Raw genomic sequence first — 21,044 nt, 5'->3', positions numbered from 1 at the left:
TTGTGTATTCGTAACGCAAATTAATTTATGGAATCTCCCAAAAAATTACAGGATATAAAAGTGGCTGTAGATGCTGTTATCTTTGGCTATTTTGATAAAAAAGACCTTCAGATTCTTTTAATCAAAAGAAACATAGAACCCTTTAAAGGCGGATGGGCACTTCCCGGAGGCCTTGTATTGGATGATGAGAACCTGGATGATGCGGTAAAGAGAGAACTGCACGAAGAAGCAGGTATAAAGCCCGATTTTTTGGAACAACTCTATACATTTGGTAATGTTGGGCGTGATCCGAGGAATAGAGTGGTTTCCGTGGCTTATTTGGGGCTCGTGAACCCTTCTTATCATGAGTTGTTTGCTGATTCTGATGCTGACGATGCACAATGGTTCAGTGTCCACAAGCTCCCTTCTGTAGCTTTCGATCATAAAACAATTATTGATACAGCATTAAAGAGACTTCGTACCAAAATCCAGTATCAGCCGGTTGGATTTAATCTTCTCAATGAGGAATTTCCTTTTTCAGACCTTGAAAACCTTTATAAAACCATTGTAGGACAGGAAATTGACCGCCGAAATTTTCGTAAAAAAATTATGAGCTATGGTTTGCTTAATGAAACCAATAACGTTAAAAAAGAAGGAAGCGGAAGACCTGGAAAGCTCTTTACCTTCAATCAGGAAAAATACAAAGAACTGGAGGAGCAGGGATTTTATTTTGAAATCAAATAGTTTTTTAACCACAAATCAGACAATATTTTACACTAATAATCACAAATGCACTTACTCAATATGTTATTAAAACTACACTAAAATCTATTGTATAAGCAAAGATATTCAGAAGATATTCAATTGAAACGGGCTTTAGCCCGTTTTTTTATATACCAGCATTCCATCGGCTTTAGCCTAGACCCAACAGACACCTGTCGTTTGCGTAAAATATTTGTGGCAGTAGTGTTTATTAATTAAAATTTTATCGCTGATAATCAATGTTTTATGTATGTTAGTGTAAAAATGACACAAATAAATTTGGTATATAAATTGGAATTCACTTACATTTGTGTAATAATAACGCAATCATGAAATACACTATACAAATTATTAAAGACAGATTTCAGAAAAAAGAAAGGATAAAGTTTTTGTTTTTCTGGGGACATACGGTTAAAGATGAGGTCACCAAGTCATGCTTTAGCCAATGGTTTGCAGGAAAGTTTGAAGAAAACGGTATTGCTTATAAAACAGCAGAACATTATATGATGGCTGGTAAAGCAAGGTTATTCAATGATCCCGAAACTTTAGAAAAAATAGTGCAGGCATCCACGCCCAACCAGGTTAAAAGCCTGGGAAGAAAAGTAAAGAATTTTGATCCGAAACGTTGGGATGAACATAAATACGAGATTGTAAAACAGGGAAATCTTTTAAAATTTTCACAGAACAAGAAATATAAAGACTTTCTTTTATCAACCAACGATAAGATTCTTGTAGAAGCCAGCCCTTATGATACCATTTGGGGAATCGGGATGCTGGAAACAGACTCAAGAGCAGAAAATCCTTTATTATGGAAAGGAGAAAACCTTTTAGGTTTTGTCTTGATGGAAGTACGGGATGAATTAAGAGGGTAAAAACACAATAACCAGTCACAAAATACTAACTATGGAAAAAACAGACCTACATCCACAGATATTTTTAATTGAAGACTTTCTTACGGAAGCCGAATGTGACCAATACATCGCTTTATCACAAGGAAAAGATTTTGAAGAAGCCAAAATCAATGTCGGTGGACGCCAACTGATGAGCAAAGGGATCAGAAACAATGACAGGCTGATGATTTTTGATAATAATCTGGCAGAGGATCTTTTTAAAAAAGCAGCTGAATTTCTTCCACAGGAACATGAAAACTACAAACTTCTGAATTTTAATGAGATGTTCAGGGTTTATAAGTATTCTCCAGGCCAGCAATTTAAAATGCACCGTGACGGAAGTTATATCAGAAATGAAAAAGAGAAAAGTTTCTATACCTTTTTAATCTATCTGAACGATGATTTTGAAGGGGGAGAAACAGAATTTGAAAACCTTTTCACGGTAGCTCCTAAAAAAGGGACTGCCTTAATCTTTTACCATCCCTTAAGACACGAAGGAAGAACACTGATAAGCGGATTAAAATATGTTTTAAGAACTGATATAATGTATTCCTGTTAAAATGAATGCAGGAATGAAGCATAACTATGCTCTTTTTAATTAGCGTAATAACAACACAAAAGAATGATTATGGAAGATGAGCTAAAACCAAGATTTATCGAATCATTACAAAGAAACAATGATCAGATCAGAGAAGACCGTGCGCGAACGATCGGAGAAGATTCAGAATTGATCTACAGGCGCAAGGTAGAGGATATCGAGTTAAAAATAAAGAGACTCGAGCGTGAACAGGAAGGACTTATTGATATCAGCCCTTTAGACAGGAACAGTTTAACTTTTGCAGATTTCAACACCGAAGACTTTGTTCAGAAAGACATAGAATTATCATTAACAATCAGAAATTTAAATATCCAGCTCGAAGTAAGTCAAAAGAGATTTGAATATTTATTCGGAAAAACATTTTAATTATGGGAAGTACAAGATACGATATAGATGCTCGTTACGATAGAGCCAGTAAGGCAGGATACGGAACAAAATCCGCAAGTGAGATTTTCACTCAGAATACAAAAAGACAGGCTCACCCATCTATGAATCCTCAAGGTGTTTCTTTTAGGGAATCCAGAGATTCTGAGGTTCATCCTAACTCGGTCCCGATTATTTTAGGATTAGATGTTACAGGAAGTATGGGACATATTCCTCATGAGCTAATCAAAGAAGGATTACCCAAGCTGATGGGAGGTATTATCCAGGGAGGAGTGCCGGATCCGGCCTTACTGTTCTTAGGAATCGGAGATCACGAATGCGACAGCTACCCGTTACAGGTGGGGCAGTTTGAATCCGGGGATGAAGAATTGGATATGTGGCTTACCCGTACTTATATTGAATCCGGAGGTGGCGGAAATGGAGGAGAAAGCTATCTTTTAGCATGGTATTTTGCAGCATTTCACACCAGAACAGATGCCTTTGAAAAAAGAAAGCAGAAAGGGCTGTTGTTTACCGTAGGAGATGAACCCTGTTTAAAGGTACTTCCGGGATCAGCCATCAGAGAAATTATGGGTTCAGGACAACAAACCTATACTCATGATGAACTGTTGGAGGAAGCTAAAAAACGATACGAAGTATACCACATCAGTGTTTTACATTCCGATCAGGCCATAAGAGCAGACAGAGGCTGGAAGGAGTTATTAGGCAAAAACTGTATATCCATAGAAGATCACAGAGATATTCCTGACGTAATTAAAAAAATTATCTGCGACCAATGTAAAAACAAAACTTTTGGAACAGAAGGGCAGGAAGGGTTAGGATCATATTCAAATGCTTTAAGCGAGGAAACTTACATTTTCAGAGAGGCATAGGTGACAATGGTAAATGCTCTAGAACAATAAAAAAATCTACATATGAAAAAGGCACAAATAGTGATAGGATTAGGGTTTGGTGATGAAGGAAAGGGAATAACAACAGATTTTCTGGCTTGCCAAAGCCCGGATTCAGTGGTGATCCGGTTTTCAGGAGGACAACAGGCCGCTCATACAGTGATGATTGATGACAGGAAACATGTTCATTCCAGTTTTGCAAGCGGAGCACTTCGGGGATTACCTTCTTATTTTACGGAACATTGCACGATTCATCCTCTATTTTTATTCAATGAAAGGGAAGAGTTAAAAGCAAAAAACGGAAATACAGAGCTTCATATTCATCCATTGGCAAAAGTAACGACTCCTTTTGATGTCTGGAAAAACAGAACCAATATAAAGAATCTGAAGCACGGAACCTGCGGAAAAGGAGTAGGAGCTACCATGAAAAGGAATGAAAGCCCTTATAAACTATTTGCCATTGACCTGATTGCCCCCAAAGAAATGCTGATAGAAAAGCTGAAAGGTATTGCTTATTACTATGGTCTTATGGATGAAAATGAAATAGAAGAGCAGTTGAAATTTTTTTTAGAAGCCATTGATCAGATAGACTGGAAAATAGATGATTATCATTTTTTAAAATCGTTTGATAGCCTTATTTTTGAAGGAAGCCAGGGAGTCCTGCTGGATATGAATCATGGTGTATTTCCTAATGTAACGTATGCCAATACCACCTCAAAAAACGCATATGAAATCTGTAAACTATTGAAAATAGAAAATATAGAAATGTATTATGTGACCAGAAGCTATGCAACAAGACATGGAAATGGCTGGATGAGTAATGAAAAAGAGCTGATCCTGAGAAATAATGAAGAGGAAACCTGTACCTTTAATGAGTATCAGAAAGGGCTTCGATTTGGCGGGTTAGATTATGACCTTTTAAACTATGCTTTGAAATTAGACGGAGCCTATGTGGAAGCAACAAAAAAGAATCTTGTAGTAACCTGTCTGGATCAGATAGATGAAAAGTTTAAACCTGAAAATCTGAATATTGATTTTGACACTGTGTATGGTTCCTATTCCCCATATTCACAGGATTTCAAAAAGTTTTCTGACGCTTAAAGAAAGAATCAGCAGATAATAGAGACATTAATTTTATTTTTAGGAAAGGAACAGGCAACATAAAAAGATACACATGAAAACAATACAATATATAAAAGGAGATGCAGCTGTTCCCAATACTGAAGGAAATAAAATAATTGCCCATATATGTAATGATATAGGAGGCTGGGGAAAAGGTTTTGTCACGGCTGTATCAAAAAGATGGAAACATCCGGAAAAAGAATACAGAGAATGGTTTAGAAGCAAAGAAAATTTTACCTTGGGAGAAATTCAGATGGTTCGGACGGAAGAAGATGTCTGGGTTTGCAATATGATTGCTCAGCATAAGATTATTACGCATTCAGAGGTTCCACCTATCAGATATATGGCAGCAGAGGAATGTCTATTGAAGCTTACCCATGAAGCTTTGCAAAGAAATGCTTCAGTACATATGCCGAGAATTGGATGTGGTTTGGCTGGCGGAAAATGGGAACAGATAGATGAAAAGTTTAAACCTGAAAATTTGAATATTGATTTTGACACTGTGTATGGTTCCTATTCCCCATATTCACAGGATTTCAAAAAGTTTTCTAACGCTTAAAGAAAGAATCAGCAGATAATAGAGACATTAATTTTATTTTTAGGGAAGGAAAAGATAACATAAAAAAAATACTGCTGAAAAATGAAGTGGAAGTCTATGTTTATGATTTTAATTAAAAATGTACAATGAAAGAATTTGAAATAAGAGCAGATTATACCCGTGATACTATTGTTGTATATCAGGCTTATAATAAAGCCATTGCAAAAGCAGCAGTAGAACATCAGAAGTTTAGCGCTCCTTTTTCATTCAGCAGGATGACATGGATTAAGCCTTCTTTTCTCTGGATGATGGAACGCAGCAATTATGGACAGAAATCCAATCAGGAATGTACTCTGGCAATACATATCAAAAGAGAGTCCTGGGAAAAAGCTTTGCGTATGGCTGTTTTAACCTCTCCTGAAAAGAGAGTCTATCCCAATCCTGAAAATTGGGAAAAAGAGTTTAGCAACGCCGAAGTGTATGTACAGTGGGATCCGGAAAGGAATATTAAAGGAAGTAAATTAGACTATCGTTCAATACAGGTAGGTATTAGCCGCCATTTGATAGAAGAATTTAATGAAGATTGGATTGTAAAAATAGAAGATTACACGCCGTTGGTAAAAAAGATATTGGAGTTTACAAAAGCAGGAGAATATGATAAGGCAAAAAAGATATTGCCGGTAGAAAAAACGTATCCTGTATCTGCTGAGCTTGCTCATACAATAGGATCAATGATGTAAAAAAAGAAATAATGACAAACAAAGGAATGGCAAAAGACACATTGAATATCTTAGCCAATACATATTATATAAATGAAGAAAACGAAAGAATAGATATAAAAAAAGAACTGGAAACCTGTAAAAAAGAAACAGTATTATTCAGTCCTGAACAACTTAATGTACTGACAGAAGCTCCAATCCTTGGCGTAAATTTTGAAACCCGGATTGAAGCCTGGAACTGCAGCTCTTTGAAAGCTATTTTACGATTAATAGAAGAAGAAAATCAGGAAAAACTGATGTGTCTTAACTTTGCTTCAGCAAAAAATCCGGGAGGTGGTTTTATGAGCGGAGCAGAAGCGCAGGAAGAAAGCCTGGCAAGAACTTCAGCATTGTATGAAACGCAATTAATGGCTGAAGATTTTTATAAAACACACCGTAATATGAAATCTTGTTTCTATACAGATAGTATGATTTATAGTCCCAAAGTTCCTGTTTTCAGAAAAGATAAGGGTGAATTGCTCAAAAAACCTGTTGTATGTAATTTTATCACTTCTGCGGCAGTTAATGCAGGAGTCGTAAAAAGACAGGAGCCAGAAAGAGTAGATGACATCATGAATGCAATGGAAATAAGAATGGGTAAAATGCTGTCTCTCGCAGTACATCAGAAAAATGAAGTCTTAATTTTAGGTGCATGGGGATGCGGAGTTTTCAGAAATGACCCAAAAGATATTGCCGGGCTTTTCAGAAAACATCTCCAGGGGAAATATAAAAATAAGTTTAAAAGAGTGGTTTTTGCGGTGTTGACCAAGAATGAAGAGGTGTTCAATCTATTTAAAGGAATATAATGAAACCAACTATTGAATTAATAAAAACAGACATTACAAAGATTGAAGCCGATGCCATTGTCAATGCAGCTAATTCTTCTTTATTGGGAGGTGGAGGCGTAGATGGAGCCATTCATCGTGCTGGAGGACCACAAATTCTGGAGGAATGCAGAGCGATAAGAAACAGGCAGGGCAAATGTAATACTGGAGAAGCGGTGGTAACTACTGCAGGAAATCTTCCTGCAAAATATGTTATTCACACTGTAGGCCCGGTTTGGAATGATGATGCAGAGAAATGCTCAAAACTGCTATCGAATTGCTATATCAATTCTTTACAGCTGGCAGAAAACCTTGGGGTGAAAACAATAGCTTTTCCTAATATCAGCACGGGAATTTATAGGTTTCCCAAAGAACTGGCGGGAGAAATTGCTGTACATGAGGCTAGAAAATTTCATTCAGAGACCATAGAAAAAATTATTTTTGTCTGTTTTGATGATGAAAATGCGATGATTTACAAAAAACTATTAGACTAAAAATAATGAAAAAACTAACCATATTAAGCGGTGCGGGAATCAGTGCCGAAAGCGGAATAAAAACCTTTAGAGACGGAGATGGTCTCTGGGAAAATCATAATGTAACCGATGTGGCCAGTCCGGAAGGATGGCGAAAAGACAGGGCTCTGGTATTAGAATTCTACAACCAGAGAAGACGCCAGCTTCATGAGGTACAGCCTAATGAAGCCCATAAGCTGCTGGCAGAGCTGGAAAAACATTTTGAGGTACAGATTATTACCCAGAATATTGACGATCTTCATGAAAGAGCAGGATCTTCCAATATCCTTCATATCCATGGAGAATTGTTCAAATCATGTTCATGCAACAATAAAGGCCTGATTTATGAACAAAAAGGCGATATCAACCTTGGAGATAAAGCCGAAGATGGCGCTCAGTTGAGGCCGTTTATCGTTTGGTTCGGGGAAGATGTTCCGTTGTATCAAACGGCGAGAGAAGTCGTAAAAGAAGCCGATATTTTAGTGGTGATCGGAACTTCTCTACAGGTATATCCTGCTGCCGGGCTGATTCATGAGATTAGCGACAATTGCCTTCTAATTGTTATCAACCCTAATGAAACAGAATTCGGATATGGAAAAAGAGCAGTGGTTATGAAGGAAACAGCTACACAGGGAATGAAACTGTTGTTTGATAAACTGGTTAATCTTGCCTGATGAAAAATGTAGTTAAAGCCGGAATTTTCGGCGTTTGTACGGGAGATGCTTTAGGTGTTCCTGTTGAATTTAAAAACAGAGAATATCTGAAAAGGTTTCCTGTTAAAGAAATGCAGGAATTTGGCTCGCATAATCAACCCAAAGGGACCTGGAGTGATGATAGTTCTCTAACACTGTGCCTTGCTGAAGAACTTACAAAAGGATACGATCTGGAAAAGATCGGCCAAAGCTTCGTAAAATGGGTGAGATATGGTCATTGGACTGCCCACGGAAGACTTTTCGATATTGGAGGGACTACACGGGAAGCGATTGCAAGACTAATTAAAGGAGAGAGTGCCAGATTTTCAGGAAATATTTTTGAAGAAGATAATGGGAATGGTTCTTTAATGAGGATTCTTCCTTTGGCTTTTTATCTTAAAGATGAAAATAATATTGATAAAATATATCAAACAGTAAAAGAAGTATCAACGGTTACCCATGGACATTTCCGTTCTGTTTTTGCCTGTTTCATTTATGTGTTTTATGCGATCCAGTTAATAAAAGGGAAAAACAAAGCAGAAGCTTATGAGTATATGCAAAAGATGGTTTTGGAATATGCAGAATTACAAGGTTTTAACCCAAGTGAGACTGAACTCTTCCAAAGAATATTAAAAAATGATATTTCAGGTTATTCCGAAGATGAAATCAGAGGAAGTGGCTACGTGCTACACAGTCTGGAAGCCTCTTTATGGTGTTTTTTTAATTCGGAAAGTTATTCAGAAGCTATTTTGAAAGCGGTGAATCTGGGAGAAGATACAGATACAACAGGGGCCATTACAGGAGGATTGGCAGGAATCTATTATGGTTTTGAAAATATTCCTAAGGAATGGATTGATGAACTGGTGAGAAAAGATGATATTGAAAAACTATGTGAAAAGCTAGACAATAAATACACTATAAACCAATGAAGTCCTTGCTAAAAATCCTTACCGAAATGTTTTCCAAATACGATCCTGATAATGATATTCCGGATACAGGTTTGCAGAAATATGAAGGAAGAATTGAAATTAATAAAGTGGTAGAAGTAGGAAATTGTCGTGTTCATTATTCTCCGGATTATTCATTTCAAACACCGGATGAAATATTGAAGATTTTAAATAACAATACTTCACTTTGGGTCGATAAAAGGAATAATTTGCTTGGGTTTTCAAATAATGAAAAAAGCTTAATAATCCCTTTGCGTGATGTGAAAGGATTTGAAATTCAAAACGTACTGAAGGGAAAAGGACCAGGTGAGTCTTATTTTTCAGTTTGCTTACCTAACAGTAAATATTTGATCCTTTCCATCGCTTCTTACACTTATAATTTTGATACATATGCGGCTAAAATCTCCGGAGCTTTAGGAGTAAAAGTAACCTTTGCTCCGGAATTTTATAATTGTTAATGAAACACACCTATGAACGAAATAGAAAAGAAAAAAATAAGTAAATTTTTAAGCCTTATTTTGAGGCACCAACCCGAAACTATCGGCCTGAAGCTGGATGAAAACGGCTGGGCTCACATAGATGAGTTGAGAGAGAAATCAGCAAAAAAAAGAATATATTTTACCCCTAAAGAATTAGATGAGGTAGTAGAAACCAATAATAAAAAGAGGTTTGCCCTTAATGAAGATAAAACCATGATCAGAGCAAGTCAGGGGCATTCTATTGATATAGATCTTGCATTGGAAACCCGCCAGCCTCCTGACTTTTTATACCATGGTACGGCGGAAGGCAATATTTCCTCCATTTTAGATAAAGGGATAGAAAAAAGAAGCCGTCAGCATGTTCATTTAAGTGCTGATAAAGAGACCGCTACAAAGGTAGGAATGCGACACGGAAAACCTGTTATTCTCACCATCAGAACCGGAAAAATGCATGAAGACGGATTATTTTTTTATCTTTCGGCTAATGGAGTCTGGCTGACAGATTTTGTAGAGGCAAAATACATTTCAAAATAAAAATGGGAAGAACATTAGTGATAGGGGATATCCACGGAGGACTTAAAGCATTACAGCAGGTTTTTGAAAGGGCAGAAGTCATGGATGATGATCAGCTGATCTTTCTGGGTGATTATGTTGACGGATGGAGTGAATCTTCACAAGTTATCCGGTTTTTAATTGAGCTTTCGAAAAAACAGGAATGTATTTTTATCAAAGGGAACCATGATGCCTGGGCTGAAGATTGGCTTTCTGCAGGAACCGGACCAGAGGTCTGGCTTTTCAATGGCGGACAAAGTACCGTAGAAAGCTACGCAGACTTTTCTCACCAGGATAAAGAAATTCATCTTGATTTCTTTCGGGAAATGAAAAATTACCATGTGGATAGTCGAAACCGTCTGTTTATTCATGCAGGATATTCTTCTATGCACGGGCCTGAAAAGGAAGTGTATTCCAGCAATTATAGATGGGACAGAACCCTGTGGGAGACTGCGGCAGCAATGGATAAAAAACTGTCAAAAAACTCAGAACTCTATCCTAAAAGACTGCTTTTATATCATGAAATATTTATAGGACATACTCCAACACTTTATATTGGAAGTAAAACACCTGTCAATAAAGCCAACATATGGAATATGGATACCGGAGCCGCTTTTACAGGGGCTCTGTCTGTTATGGATATTGAAACTAAAGAATGCTGGCAAAGTGATGCGCTTCCATTGCTATATCCTGATGAAAAAGGAAGAAATGTATAAAATTAAAAGATGAATAAGATGTTGTCTGCAATCTAACCTCACAGGTGTACAAAACCTATGAGGTTTTAATTTTTTATGGCTGTTTTTACATAATCAAGAGGGTCATTTTTGCCTTTTTACTATTTTGCTTTTCTGCCATAATCATATTTAACTAATTTTAGGCCAGAAAATAAAATATCAATGAAACTGAAATACCTTTTACTCACCTTAAGTTCCAGCTTAGTCTTTGCCCAGAAATCTTTTCAGACTCCTTTTGAAAAAGGAAATGGTAACCAAACGGCTACCTATGACGAAATGAATACCTATTATCAGAATCTGGCGAAGAATTTTAACACCATTCAATACCTTAAAAGAGGAGAAGATGACAATGGGAAACCTATTTATGTCGTGGTATACAATCCTTTTGCTGAAAAAGATGTTGAAAAACTGAGAAAAGATAAAGCAATTCTTTTTGTCAATAACGGAATTCATCCCGGAGAACCGGATGGTATAGATGCTACGATGATGCTGATGCGTGATTTGGCAACAAAGAAAATTAAAACACCACAAAATTTTATCATTGCCGCTATTTCTGCCTATAACATCAGTGGAATGCTGAACAGAGGCTCTTATTCCAGAGCCAATCAGAACGGCCCGGAACAGTATGGCTTTAGAGGAAATGCAAGAAACTATGATCTGAATAGAGACTTTATCAAGGCAGATTCTAAAAATGCAAGAAGCTTTCAGGAAATCTACCAGTGGCTGAAACCGGATGTATTTATCGATAATCATGTGAGTAACGGAGCAGACTATCAATATACATTTACCTATATCTCTACTTTTAAAGAACGCCTGGGAAATACCCTCGGAACTTATTTCTACAATGATTATCAGGCTAAAAACCTTAATGAGATGGAAAAGTTAGGCTATGAAAGCACTCCTTATGTGAATATTCACGGGGATGTTCCGGAAGTGGGCTTTGCTTCTTTTGAAGACTCTCCGAGATACTCAACGGGATATACCTCTTTGTTCAATTCATTGGGAACAGTTCCTGAAACCCATATGCTGAAGCCGTATGATAAAAGGGTAGATGCCACTTACAAATATATGCTGGTTAATCTGGAGAACCTGGATAAGGATTATAGTAAAATAAAACAACTCCGTTTGGAAAACCTGAAGCAGTATCAGGCAGGAAAACCATATGGAATCCGTTGGAAAATAGATTCTACAAAGTTTTCTACCATGGATTTTAAAGGGTATGAAGGAAAATATAAACCCAGCGAAATTTCAGGGAAACCAAGACTGTATTACGACAGGAATAAACCTTTTACAAAGAATATAAAGCTGTTTACCACAGCAGTTCCTACCGGTTACATTACAATTCCCAGATATTATGTGATTCCACAGACTCAATATAGAGTCATTGAGGAATTTAAAAGAAACGGAATTCAGATGAAGCCGCTTCAGAAAGACAGTACTATAGCAGTAGAGTCTTATAAGATTAAAGATTTTAAAACAGTTAAAAATCCTTACGAAGGGCATTATCTGCACTATGAAACGACTGTAGAAGCAGCAGAGAAAAAACATGTTTTTTCTAAAGGTGATTATTTAGTTTCTACTCATCAGCCTGGTGTAAAATATGTTATTGAAACCCTTGAACCTGAGGCTTTAGACTCGTTTTTCAACTGGAATTTTTTTGATGGAATCTTAGCTCAGAAAGAATACTATTCAGCCTATATATTTGAAGATACGGCTGCAGAGCTGTTAAAGAAAGATAAAAATCTGAAAGACGCTCTTGATAAGGCAAAATTATCAGATAAAAAACTTTCTGAAGATGGTGAAATGCAGTTAGACTGGGTCTATAGACATTCACCTTACTTTGAAGAAAAAACATTCAGACAGTATCCTGTATTTAGAGTCTTGTAATGTTTTGATAATGAATAAATAAGCTAAAAAAGACGTTTCAGCCAGAAACGTCTTTTTTTTTATTTTGGAAGACCTCTTTGTAAGGCCAGTTCTGCTCTTTTAACGGCTAACTTTTCTTTCCAGTCCATATATTCTTTTTTGAAATTGGACTTCATAATATCATCAAATTTACGCTGTACCGTAAGATTCCATAAAGAATGTGCCTTTACGGCCCATGATTTATCCCATGCTCTTAATGAAATAGAGAAACTGCCATCCAGATATTTCATCCAGTGCCACCATCCTGTAGGCATAAAGAGTGTGTCCCCATGCTCCAGGAAGCATTCAATACCTTCTACACCCTCCAGTGCCGGAAATTTGGTGAAGTCCGGATTTTCAATATCATAATCTTCCAGGGCATAAGTTGCATACGGAATTTGGTATAGCCTTTCTTTCCATTTATAATCGAAAAGAAGAATGTGTTTCCTTCCATTAAAGTGAGTATGGAAAATATGGGCCATATCAATATCGAAATGAAGAAAGGTTTCAGAACCTTTACCTCCAAAAAACATATTGGGATATTTATCTAAAAAACCACCCATTAGTTCTTTAGGTGAAATATAATCTTCAAGAAGGTTCGGGGCAAATTTTATCGGATCAAAAAGGAAAATTCTAAGGTCGGTAGGTTCCTTCTGAATAAGATCTATATAGTCTCCAAACTTCATCTTTGCGGCGGAAGAATTGATGGGGGCAGAAGGATCTGCTTTTGAACTGTCATATAGCGGAACTTCCACGTCTCCTACAACCTCCTTCATATATTCCATCGTCCATTTTTGGTACGCCGGCCATTTTTTTGCCATATTCTTGATGACAACGGGCCTTCTTGGCTTTAGATACTTTTCGTAGAATTCCTCTTTGGAAATGTCATCTACAATATCTATAGGCTTTAAATTTATTCCCATTATGTAAATTTTATATTACAAAATTATTAAATTAAAGTATAATGAGAAGACTAAGAAAATTATTTTTATCTATGATTGAAATTATTTCCAGCTGTTTAGACTAAATAAAAATAGCAAAATACCATTTAATACCTTTTTATTAACTTTTTTCAAAAGGCATAAATAAATTGCCCTATAAATAATCACAGGGCAATAAAACACAAATAAAATGAATAAGAGTTCATTCCTGCATCTAATGTATCTCTTTTATCTGACAAACAAAATGATATAAAAATTAATAAAATATTTCAAATTTTGTAATAATGTTATTTTAATTCTGATAATAGAAATTATAATTTACTTTTAATATTCAAATATGGATAAGAGTATAATTTTATTAATCCAAAAATTAAATGGATGGATTATTGAAATATTTATAATCTGTGGTTGGCTTATCTCTTTTTCTATCCATTTGATAATATAGTTTTAAGAATAGGGTATTTTTGCCCCAGCATTCTTATCCATGAATATCCGGATTTTAAATGCAAAGTATTTATCTTGTTAAAATATAACTATATTTGTAGTGATATTGATTTAACTTTTCGATTTAAAAATGATCTTTATGAAAAGTGTAACGAAATTCAACAATGATTAACTAATTGGGTAAATACATAAGTATGAAAAAAAATATTTCTTTATTTTTGATGATCTTTATTTCTGTGTTCACTTTTGCACAGAAAACGGTGTCAGGAAAAATTACCGATGATGATGGAGTAGCCATACCCAGCGCAAGTGTAACCATTGAAGAACCCGGTAAAGATGCTATTCTGGCATATGGGATCACCAATTCTAAGGGAGAATATAAAGTAACATTTACCTCTGCAGAATCTAATGTGGATCTTAAGGTGAAAGCGTTTAACCAAAAACCGGTTACCAAACAGATCAGCAATACCGACCAGAACCTGAGTTTTAAAATGCAGTCGGAGGCTACAGAAATCAAAGAAGTGCAGCTGAAGACAAAAATGATCACCGCCAGAGGAGATACCATTTCTTATGACCTTAAAGCTTTTAATAGCAAAAACGACAGAACGCTTGCGGATGTAATGAAAAAAATCCCGGGAATTGAAGTCAATAAAGATGGGACGATCCTTTATCAGGGAAATGCGATCAATAAATTTTACGTTAACGGAAAGGATTTAATGGAGGGTGGATATGGAACGATCAACAATTCACTTCCCAAAGATGCTGTACAGAAAGTAGAAGTTCTTGAAAATCACCAGCCGGTTAAAATTCTTCAGGATAAAGTCCCTTCAGATCAGGCAGCGATTAATATTAAGCTTAAAAATTCTGTAACCATGACCGGAAGAGGAGAAGTGGGAACAGGTTTTGGAGATCCCTGGCTTTGGAATGTAAAGCTGACTCCCATGTTTTTTGGTCAGAAAAGCCAGTGGGTAGTCAATTATAAAACCAATAATATGGGGGAACAGGTGGAAAATGAAGGTAATATTCTCGCTTTTGGAAGCGGATGGGAGGGAAGAAGAAGTAATATCTCACAAAATAACTGGTTAGATGTTGAAAATGCCAGCGTTCCTGATCTTCCGGTAAAAAGATATCTGATGAACAGTGTTCATTACCTCTCAGCGAACTACCTAACCAATATTGATAAAAAGAAGGAGTGGGAACTCAAAGCCAATGCAAACTATACTAACAATGCGGTGGAAAGAGAGTCCAATAGTACCATTACGGATATCCAGCAGGGAACGAAATACACTACAAAATTCCTGAACAACTTCTATACAGATAAAGTAAAAGGAGAATTGATATTTACTAAAAACGCTAAAAAAGGATTCTTTAAAAATACAACTACATTTTCTCAATTCTGGAATGCCGACAGAGCTTTGGCAGAAAGAAGAGGAAGCATTGGAAATGAAGCATTGGAATCTCCAACTTCATCTTTTCAAAACTCTTTAAGTACGATTATTCCATGGAAAGAAAAAATGGTCAATTTTAAGTCTTATATCAGTTATCAGGATGACAAGCAGATCTTAGAAATTTCTCCTGCTGAGTACCTGCAGTTTCCCTACAAAGTATCAGATACTGCTCAGTTAGCTACCATTAAATTTACTCCAGGAAGTACAGCTTTACAGTATTTTAGAATTAAATCTTTAGATACATCACATTCTGCAAACATCAGTTTTTCAACAAAAGGCTGGACTTTTACTCCACAGGTGGGAATTGATTTTTCAACAGATAGGCTGACTACAAACTTCGATGGAATTACTGATGATAATAAACCGGATTTTACAGGTTTTGCCTATGAAAATGATCTGAAATTCACGAAAATCAATCCAAATGCATCCGTGGGGATTAATTATAAATCTGAAGCCTGGAGCTTATTTGCTAATTTCCCTGTCAATTTCAATAATATTAAAGCTGAAGATGCATTCAGAAATGTTTCAAAATCATTAAATAAAACAACATTTACCCCTAATGTCTTTGCTCAATATTCTTTTGCTTCATTTTTTAAAGCAAGCCTGAACGGAAGTATCAGTAATAATTTTGGAGATATCCAAACCGCTTATGCAGGATATATTTTAACCAGCCCGGGTGGATTTAATGTAATGAATCCCAAAAACCCAATACCCCAAACGACGACAAAAAGTGCAGGAGCAAGATTAGAGTATAGAAATCCATTAAACAATATTTTCTTTAATGCAGGATACAGATTAAGTGATGCTAAGAACAACCTGTTGGCCTCAAGTGCAGTAAATGAATTCGGATTCAGTGTTATTGAATATATTGAAAGCGAGAACAAAAGAACGAGCAACAGTTACTATGCAGAAATTGGAAAGTATTTTCCTAAATTTAAAACAAATGCTTCCCTGAATTATAACAATACAAATTCAAAGTCTCAGTCAAGAAGAAATGAACAGGACATTAATACCAGAACTGACGGAAATACATTAGGGTTTAAATTAAACAACACCTATTTTTCGTGGATGAGTGTCGATTTTAATATGACAAAATCATGGAATAAACAATCCAATGGTATTATTCAGGATGATCTTGGAAAAACTGAAGGGTATACCCATAATTTAAATGTGTTTTTCTATCCGTTGGAAAATCATACCATAGGCTTCTATTGGGATCAGATTAACTCAAAATTAGGACAGACCAAATTAAATAATGGCTTTTTTGATGTCTCTTATCAGTTTAGCTGGGCAAAGAAAAAAGTAGACTTTGAACTAAAGTGGATGAATATTGGAGACAGAAAGGTATTTGAAAGGATCAATGTAGGGGATGCAACGATTACACAGACTACAATGCAGCTCCGCCCCAGCCAGGTAATGTTTACAGTAAAATTCAACTTTAAATAAAGTAAAAACCAATCCGAACCGGATTGGTTTTTTGTTGAGATATACTGAAGTATTAAAAGCTTTGCTGATCTGCAGACGGGCCATAGCTTCCGGGAAGAGGAATGTTATTGAGCCTGTAATAAACTCCCAATTGTGCCCGGTGATGAGTAATCTGGTTTAAAGCATGACGGATCGCTCCATACTTGCTCCAGCTTGCCAGTTCATGCCCGTCATTTTTAATCGTCCAGCTTGGATTTAACTGGTCTTCGGAGGCATTTTCTAAAGCTGCTTTTCCGGATTGATAATCGTGATCAAGTTTCTTTAAAAGATCCTCTTTTGTGGAAAGAACAGTGGGCTGGTATCCTCCCTTGGCAAAATCCAGTTCCGAAGTGTTTAAAATAGTATTCGGCCATTCGAAAACTTCCACAAGATGTGTAGCAAGAGGCATCATTTTCATACTTTTTTCATGAGGAGCATAATCATTTTTCCCTTCAGGAAAGAGTTCAATGAATTTTTTTGTTGTTTGAAATTCTCCCTCCAGTTCGGATTTTAATTGTGATAAAGTGTCCATAATATTTTGGTTTTTAGAATATTAAAGATACTTCTTTTAAAACTTGAAATGTTTTAACAAAATCATAATTTTTATAATTTGCCTTTCTGATCAGGCGAAAATTAACCCTCATGAAAATAAAAATGAAGAAAAACTGTAACAAAAGTTCACATCCGATTACTAATTAATAAACTTGATTAAAATGAAAAAGCTATTTTCCATATTCTTTATAGCTCTTTTTGCAGCAGCAAGTGCACAGGAAACAGCTAACCGGTTCTTTTATGAGCTTACCTTTAAGCCCAAGAAAGATTCTGCAAAAATGGATAAAGTGATTACTATCCTGGATATTACAGATAAAAACAGATCTGTTTATCAGGATTATACCGTTATTGCACAAGATTCTATTATGAAAATAGAAATAGAGGCAATGCAGAAGGCCGGGACTATGAAAGACCTTTCAAAAACCATTAAAACGCCAAAGATTTCAGCAAGGATATATAAAACGTATCCAGGTATGGGAATTCAGTATGTTGACAAAATTGCAAATGGTTTTACACCTACCAATATTGGATATAGTGAAAACTTAAAGTTCAACTGGAAGATTCTTGGCGACAAACAAAAGATAGGTGAGTACAATACCCAGAAGGCCACTACAGAATTTGGTGATAGAAAATGGACGGCATGGTTTACAACAGATATTCCTTTCCAGGACGGACCGTACAAGTTTTATGGTCTTCCAGGGCTTATTGTAAAAATAGAAGATTCAGAGAAAAATTATTCATGGGTATTACAGGGGAATAAAAAAGTGAAAGATTATACAGAGTTCTCTTACATTGAACATTTGATGCAGGCTTCAGGAGGAAAGGTTAAAGATCTGCCTAGAGAAAAGTTTGAAAAAACATTCAATGATTTTAAGAAGGATCCTTTTGCTTCTGTAAGGCCAATGATTACCCAGGAGATGATGTCTAAAACAATTCCGGGTATGGACGGGACTATTGGAGACATGATGAAAAAGCAGGAAAAACAGTATAAAGACTTTTATAACGCTAATGATAACCCTGTGGAGCCTCCTTACACCAAATTAAGCGTAGGAGCTGTAGAAAAAGCAGAAAAATAAAAATCAGAACAGACTTCATATCAACTAAATTATATTCAAATCAACCCAGATACAGCAATGTATTTGGGTTGATTTCTTTCATATCTGTTGTTATTTAGATTAAATTTAAATAACGTATATTTGCAACACTAAAAATCAGGCTTTGAAAGAGAAAGGATTACATAAATTAAGTGGATTTCCCAAAAACAAAATGGGGAAGATATTGGGCTATGATAATGACCATCTGAAAATGCCCAATAAAATCATTGAAATGGGGCTTCTTCCGGAGACTTTTTTCAGGATTTTGTATCAGGCTCCATTCAATGGGCCAATGTATGTAGAGTTTGGAGTAGAGAAAAGCCGGATTGCTCTTCGTGAGGAAGAAGGAGATTACATCATTGTTGAAGAATTGAATTAATGCAGGCAAACAAGAAAAAACAAATACTTTTAGTAGGAAACCCGAATGTAGGAAAATCTACGGTTTTCAATACACTTTGTAATAAAAAGCAGAAGACCGGAAATTATGCCGGGGTAACTGTTGCCAGTTATTCCGGGAATTATACCTATAAAAATGAAGATGTTGAGGTAGTAGATCTGCCCGGATCATACAGTGTGTATCCAAGTTCTGAAGATGAGGCTATTTTTTCAAAATATCTTATCGATGAACAGGAAAACTATGCCGGAGTTGTTTATATTCTTGAAGCATTAAGTCTGAAAAGAGGCCTTCTTTTGTTTCAGCAGATTCAGGATCTCGGCGTTCCCATGATTCTGATTGTCAATCAGATTGACCAGGCGGAAAGAAGAGGGATTAATATAGATATTCAACAGTTTTCCAAAGCCTTAGGTATTACGATCATTCAGACAAATGCCAAAGAACATATTGGTATAGATGAAGTAAGAGAAGCCGTTTACAATAACCAATTTGTAAAAGCAGATAAGATTTCATTTGAAACACCGAACGAACACAGGGATTTTATACGGAAACTGGCTTCACATAAAGGTTTTGATAACGAATATAAAGCATGGATGAGCCTTTCGTTAGGTACAGACCTGGGAAGAATAGAATCTGTAATGGATCAGCTTAATGAAGCAGATTCTAAAAGTTTGGTACCTAAAAGATTACAGGTTCAGGAAACAGTTAGGAGATATCAGAATGTAGATAAAATCTTAGAAAATGTAATTACTAAAAAACCTCAGTTCAAAGAATTGTTAACGGAAAAGCTGGATAAGGTTTTGGTTCACAAATTTTGGGGATATGTAGTATTTTTAGCCATTTTATTAGTTATTTTTCAAAGTGTATTTTTCCTGGCAGAATATCCTATGAGCTGGATTGAGGAATCTTTCTCATGGCTTGCAGCCTTTACAGCAGAGCATCTTCCGGAAGGACCTGTCAATTCACTGATTTCAAACGGAATTGTTCCGGGTATAGGAGGAATTGTTGTATTTGCACCCCAGATCGGAATTCTACTGTACTTCCTTTACCTACTGGAAGATTCAGGATATATGGCAAGGGTAGTATTCCTGATGGACAGGCTTCTGCGGCCATTCGGACTCAATGGGAAAAGTATTGTTCCTCTTGTTTCAGGAACGGCTTGTGCAATTCCTGCAGTGATCTCTACAAGGAATATTGAAAACGTTAAAGAAAGATTGCTGACTATCCTGGTGACTCCCTTTATGACGTGTTCTGCAAGGCTTCCGGTATACAGTATCATTATTGGGCTTATTATTTCTGAAGGAACATTTTTAGGGGTAAAATATAAGGCATTGGTGCTGATGGGGATGTATCTTCTGGGCTTTCTGGTAGCATTATTCTCTGCAGCCATTCTTAAAGGATTTATTAAGCATAAAGGTAAAACCTATCTGGTAATGGATTTGCCGGCTTATAAAAAACCGCTCTTCGGATATGATCTTAAGATGGTTTTAGGTAAAGTCTGGGACTTTATTACCGGAGCAGGTAAAATTATTTTCATTGTAAGTATCATTATATGGTTCCTGAGTTACTTCGGACCCAAGCAGCAGCCTGATGAATTTGTAGCAACCAATGTAGAGCTCGACCATTCTTACCTTGCAAAAATGGGTAAAGGAATAGAGCCTGTCATTGCTCCGCTTGGATATGACTGGAAAATGGGAGTTGGAATTCTTACCAGCTTCGTTGCACGAGAGGTTTTTGTGGGAACAATGTCTACACTATACAGTCTTGAAGATGATGCGCCGGAGGTAAAAGTAATTGATAAAATGAGACGGGATGTAAAGCCAAACGGAGAAAAAGTCTTTAGCTTTGCTACAGGAGTTTCAGTACTTTTATTTTATGCATTTGCAATGCAGTGTGTTTCTACACTGGCAGTAGTCTACAGAGAAACCAAAAGCTGGAAGTGGACCGGCTTTCAGGTAGTCATGATGACAGGTTTGGCATATTTTGTGTCGATGATAGCATATCAGATTTTAAAATAATGGATTCATCATTAGTTTTTCAATACGTCATTATCTTTGTAATAGTAGCATTTGCCTGTTATTCTTTATTTAAGATACTCAGAAAGAATTTTGCACCCAAAAAATTCAGTTCCAAAAGAACAA

At 36.2% G+C, this 21,044-nt stretch carries 22 protein-coding genes; 20 read left to right on the top strand and 2 right to left on the bottom strand.

What is annotated here, in order from left to right:
* Positions 1 to 27 precede the first annotated feature (27 nt).
* From LQV47_RS01665 to LQV47_RS01590, 16 genes are all read left to right on the top strand, one after another.
* Positions 28 to 723, top strand: coding sequence for an NUDIX domain-containing protein (locus LQV47_RS01665; RefSeq protein WP_230033089.1), 696 nt, complete (start codon positions 28 to 30; stop codon positions 721 to 723).
* Positions 724 to 1,070: 347 nt separating this feature from the next.
* Entirely contained in the window at positions 1,071 to 1,613 is a 543-nt protein-coding gene (locus tag LQV47_RS01660) for an NADAR family protein (RefSeq protein ID WP_230033087.1), read from the top strand.
* Positions 1,614 to 1,644: 31 nt separating this feature from the next.
* On the top strand, positions 1,645 to 2,190 hold the full coding sequence (locus LQV47_RS01655) for a 2OG-Fe(II) oxygenase (RefSeq protein WP_230033085.1): 546 nt from the start codon (positions 1,645 to 1,647) through the stop codon (positions 2,188 to 2,190).
* A 69-nt stretch (positions 2,191 to 2,259) separates the two neighbouring features.
* Positions 2,260 to 2,595: a hypothetical protein gene (locus tag LQV47_RS01650; RefSeq protein ID WP_230033075.1), complete on the top strand. Its 336-nt coding sequence runs from the start codon at positions 2,260 to 2,262 to the stop codon at positions 2,593 to 2,595.
* Between the two features lie 2 nt (positions 2,596 to 2,597).
* Positions 2,598 to 3,485: a hypothetical protein gene (locus LQV47_RS01645; protein ID WP_230033073.1), complete on the top strand. Its 888-nt coding sequence runs from the start codon at positions 2,598 to 2,600 to the stop codon at positions 3,483 to 3,485.
* A gap of 42 nt (positions 3,486 to 3,527) precedes the next feature.
* Positions 3,528 to 4,604 carry an adenylosuccinate synthetase gene (locus LQV47_RS01640; protein WP_230033071.1) on the top strand — a complete coding sequence of 359 codons (1,077 nt, stop codon included), beginning with the start codon at positions 3,528 to 3,530 and terminating at the stop codon, positions 4,602 to 4,604.
* Between the two features lie 73 nt (positions 4,605 to 4,677).
* Positions 4,678 to 5,184, top strand: coding sequence for an Appr-1-p processing protein (locus LQV47_RS01635; RefSeq protein WP_230033070.1), 507 nt, complete (start codon positions 4,678 to 4,680; stop codon positions 5,182 to 5,184).
* A gap of 125 nt (positions 5,185 to 5,309) precedes the next feature.
* Positions 5,310 to 5,903 (top strand): DUF4291 domain-containing protein, encoded by a 594-nt coding sequence (locus tag LQV47_RS01630; RefSeq protein ID WP_230033068.1) that lies wholly within the window; start codon positions 5,310 to 5,312, stop codon positions 5,901 to 5,903.
* 11 nt (positions 5,904 to 5,914) lie between these two features.
* Positions 5,915 to 6,727, top strand: coding sequence for a TIGR02452 family protein (locus tag LQV47_RS01625; RefSeq protein WP_230033066.1), 813 nt, complete (start codon positions 5,915 to 5,917; stop codon positions 6,725 to 6,727).
* Positions 6,727 to 7,239, top strand: a complete 513-nt coding sequence (locus LQV47_RS01620) for an O-acetyl-ADP-ribose deacetylase (RefSeq protein WP_230033065.1) — start codon at positions 6,727 to 6,729, stop codon at positions 7,237 to 7,239. The genes LQV47_RS01625 and LQV47_RS01620 overlap by 1 nt, the downstream gene beginning before the upstream one ends.
* A 5-nt stretch (positions 7,240 to 7,244) precedes the next feature.
* Positions 7,245 to 7,931 carry an NAD-dependent deacylase gene (locus LQV47_RS01615; RefSeq protein ID WP_230033063.1) on the top strand — a complete coding sequence of 229 codons (687 nt, stop codon included), beginning with the start codon at positions 7,245 to 7,247 and terminating at the stop codon, positions 7,929 to 7,931.
* Positions 7,931 to 8,878 (top strand): ADP-ribosylglycohydrolase family protein, encoded by a 948-nt coding sequence (locus LQV47_RS01610; RefSeq protein WP_230033061.1) that lies wholly within the window; start codon positions 7,931 to 7,933, stop codon positions 8,876 to 8,878. The genes LQV47_RS01615 and LQV47_RS01610 overlap by 1 nt, the downstream gene beginning before the upstream one ends.
* The gene (locus LQV47_RS01605) at positions 8,875 to 9,354 is read left to right on the top strand and encodes a hypothetical protein (protein WP_230033059.1); all 480 of its coding nucleotides are present in this window, start codon (positions 8,875 to 8,877) and stop codon (positions 9,352 to 9,354) included. The genes LQV47_RS01610 and LQV47_RS01605 overlap by 4 nt, the downstream gene beginning before the upstream one ends.
* Before the next feature lie 12 nt (positions 9,355 to 9,366).
* Entirely contained in the window at positions 9,367 to 9,909 is a 543-nt protein-coding gene (locus LQV47_RS01600) for an RNA 2'-phosphotransferase (protein ID WP_230033058.1), read from the top strand.
* Positions 9,910 to 9,911: 2 nt separating this feature from the next.
* Positions 9,912 to 10,643 (top strand): metallophosphoesterase, encoded by a 732-nt coding sequence (locus LQV47_RS01595; protein WP_230033056.1) that lies wholly within the window; start codon positions 9,912 to 9,914, stop codon positions 10,641 to 10,643.
* A 180-nt stretch (positions 10,644 to 10,823) separates the two neighbouring features.
* Positions 10,824 to 12,548 carry a hypothetical protein gene (locus LQV47_RS01590; RefSeq protein WP_230033054.1) on the top strand — a complete coding sequence of 575 codons (1,725 nt, stop codon included), beginning with the start codon at positions 10,824 to 10,826 and terminating at the stop codon, positions 12,546 to 12,548.
* A 59-nt stretch (positions 12,549 to 12,607) separates the two neighbouring features.
* Here the strand turns inward: LQV47_RS01590 and LQV47_RS01585 are convergent, their stop codons facing one another.
* Positions 12,608 to 13,489 (bottom strand): cupin-like domain-containing protein, encoded by an 882-nt coding sequence (locus LQV47_RS01585; protein ID WP_230033053.1) that lies wholly within the window; start codon positions 13,487 to 13,489, stop codon positions 12,608 to 12,610.
* A 656-nt stretch (positions 13,490 to 14,145) separates the two neighbouring features.
* Between LQV47_RS01585 and LQV47_RS01580 the strand changes: the two genes are divergently transcribed.
* Positions 14,146 to 16,845 (top strand): carboxypeptidase-like regulatory domain-containing protein, encoded by a 2,700-nt coding sequence (locus LQV47_RS01580; RefSeq protein ID WP_230033051.1) that lies wholly within the window; start codon positions 14,146 to 14,148, stop codon positions 16,843 to 16,845.
* A gap of 52 nt (positions 16,846 to 16,897) precedes the next feature.
* On the opposite strand, the gene LQV47_RS01575 is transcribed toward LQV47_RS01580, so the two are convergent.
* Entirely contained in the window at positions 16,898 to 17,395 is a 498-nt protein-coding gene (locus tag LQV47_RS01575; RefSeq protein ID WP_230033049.1) for a DinB family protein, read from the bottom strand.
* Positions 17,396 to 17,576: 181 nt separating this feature from the next.
* On the opposite strand from LQV47_RS01575, the gene LQV47_RS01570 reads away from it, so the two are divergent.
* The 3 genes from LQV47_RS01570 to feoB all read left to right on the top strand — a co-directional run bounded on the left by LQV47_RS01570 (position 17,577) and on the right by feoB (position 20,921).
* Positions 17,577 to 18,491: a GLPGLI family protein gene (locus tag LQV47_RS01570; protein ID WP_230033047.1), complete on the top strand. Its 915-nt coding sequence runs from the start codon at positions 17,577 to 17,579 to the stop codon at positions 18,489 to 18,491.
* 142 nt (positions 18,492 to 18,633) lie between these two features.
* The gene (locus LQV47_RS01565) at positions 18,634 to 18,888 is read left to right on the top strand and encodes a FeoA family protein (RefSeq protein ID WP_257189515.1); all 255 of its coding nucleotides are present in this window, start codon (positions 18,634 to 18,636) and stop codon (positions 18,886 to 18,888) included.
* Positions 18,888 to 20,921 (top strand): ferrous iron transport protein B, encoded by a 2,034-nt coding sequence (feoB, locus tag LQV47_RS01560; protein WP_230033045.1) that lies wholly within the window; start codon positions 18,888 to 18,890, stop codon positions 20,919 to 20,921. The genes LQV47_RS01565 and feoB overlap by 1 nt, the downstream gene beginning before the upstream one ends.
* Positions 20,922 to 21,044 lie beyond the last annotated feature (123 nt).

The sequence above is a fragment of the Chryseobacterium sp. Bi04 genome (assembly GCF_918698085.1).
Classification (GTDB): Bacteria; Bacteroidota; Bacteroidia; order Flavobacteriales; family Weeksellaceae; genus Chryseobacterium.
The sequence above is the reverse complement of the archived record's forward strand: the minus strand, read 5'-3'. Positions and strand labels throughout refer to the sequence as shown.

Excerpts from the sequence above, each read along its gene's own strand:
- LQV47_RS01640 (WP_230033071.1), top strand. The coding sequence starts at position 3,528 with ATGAAAAAGGCACAAATAGTGATAGGATTAGGGTTTGGTGATGAAGGA.
- LQV47_RS01595 (WP_230033056.1), top strand. The coding sequence starts at position 9,912 with ATGGGAAGAACATTAGTGATAGGGGATATCCACGGAGGACTTAAAGCA.
- LQV47_RS01590 (WP_230033054.1), top strand. The coding sequence starts at position 10,824 with ATGAAACTGAAATACCTTTTACTCACCTTAAGTTCCAGCTTAGTCTTT.
- LQV47_RS01630 (WP_230033068.1), top strand. The coding sequence starts at position 5,310 with ATGAAAGAATTTGAAATAAGAGCAGATTATACCCGTGATACTATTGTT.
- LQV47_RS01625 (WP_230033066.1), top strand. The coding sequence starts at position 5,915 with ATGACAAACAAAGGAATGGCAAAAGACACATTGAATATCTTAGCCAAT.
- LQV47_RS01580 (WP_230033051.1), top strand. The coding sequence starts at position 14,146 with ATGAAAAAAAATATTTCTTTATTTTTGATGATCTTTATTTCTGTGTTC.
- LQV47_RS01610 (WP_230033061.1), top strand. The coding sequence starts at position 7,931 with ATGAAAAATGTAGTTAAAGCCGGAATTTTCGGCGTTTGTACGGGAGAT.
- LQV47_RS01650 (WP_230033075.1), top strand. The coding sequence starts at position 2,260 with ATGGAAGATGAGCTAAAACCAAGATTTATCGAATCATTACAAAGAAAC.
- LQV47_RS01615 (WP_230033063.1), top strand. The coding sequence starts at position 7,245 with ATGAAAAAACTAACCATATTAAGCGGTGCGGGAATCAGTGCCGAAAGC.
- LQV47_RS01605 (WP_230033059.1), top strand. The coding sequence starts at position 8,875 with ATGAAGTCCTTGCTAAAAATCCTTACCGAAATGTTTTCCAAATACGAT.
- LQV47_RS01570 (WP_230033047.1), top strand. The coding sequence starts at position 17,577 with ATGAAAAAGCTATTTTCCATATTCTTTATAGCTCTTTTTGCAGCAGCA.
- LQV47_RS01575 (WP_230033049.1), bottom strand. The coding sequence starts at position 17,395 with ATGGACACTTTATCACAATTAAAATCCGAACTGGAGGGAGAATTTCAA.
- LQV47_RS01600 (WP_230033058.1), top strand. The coding sequence starts at position 9,367 with ATGAACGAAATAGAAAAGAAAAAAATAAGTAAATTTTTAAGCCTTATT.
- LQV47_RS01645 (WP_230033073.1), top strand. The coding sequence starts at position 2,598 with ATGGGAAGTACAAGATACGATATAGATGCTCGTTACGATAGAGCCAGT.
- LQV47_RS01665 (WP_230033089.1), top strand. The coding sequence starts at position 28 with ATGGAATCTCCCAAAAAATTACAGGATATAAAAGTGGCTGTAGATGCT.
- LQV47_RS01585 (WP_230033053.1), bottom strand. The coding sequence starts at position 13,489 with ATGGGAATAAATTTAAAGCCTATAGATATTGTAGATGACATTTCCAAA.
- LQV47_RS01635 (WP_230033070.1), top strand. The coding sequence starts at position 4,678 with ATGAAAACAATACAATATATAAAAGGAGATGCAGCTGTTCCCAATACT.
- LQV47_RS01620 (WP_230033065.1), top strand. The coding sequence starts at position 6,727 with ATGAAACCAACTATTGAATTAATAAAAACAGACATTACAAAGATTGAA.
- LQV47_RS01660 (WP_230033087.1), top strand. The coding sequence starts at position 1,071 with ATGAAATACACTATACAAATTATTAAAGACAGATTTCAGAAAAAAGAA.
- feoB (WP_230033045.1), top strand. The coding sequence starts at position 18,888 with ATGCAGGCAAACAAGAAAAAACAAATACTTTTAGTAGGAAACCCGAAT.
- LQV47_RS01655 (WP_230033085.1), top strand. The coding sequence starts at position 1,645 with ATGGAAAAAACAGACCTACATCCACAGATATTTTTAATTGAAGACTTT.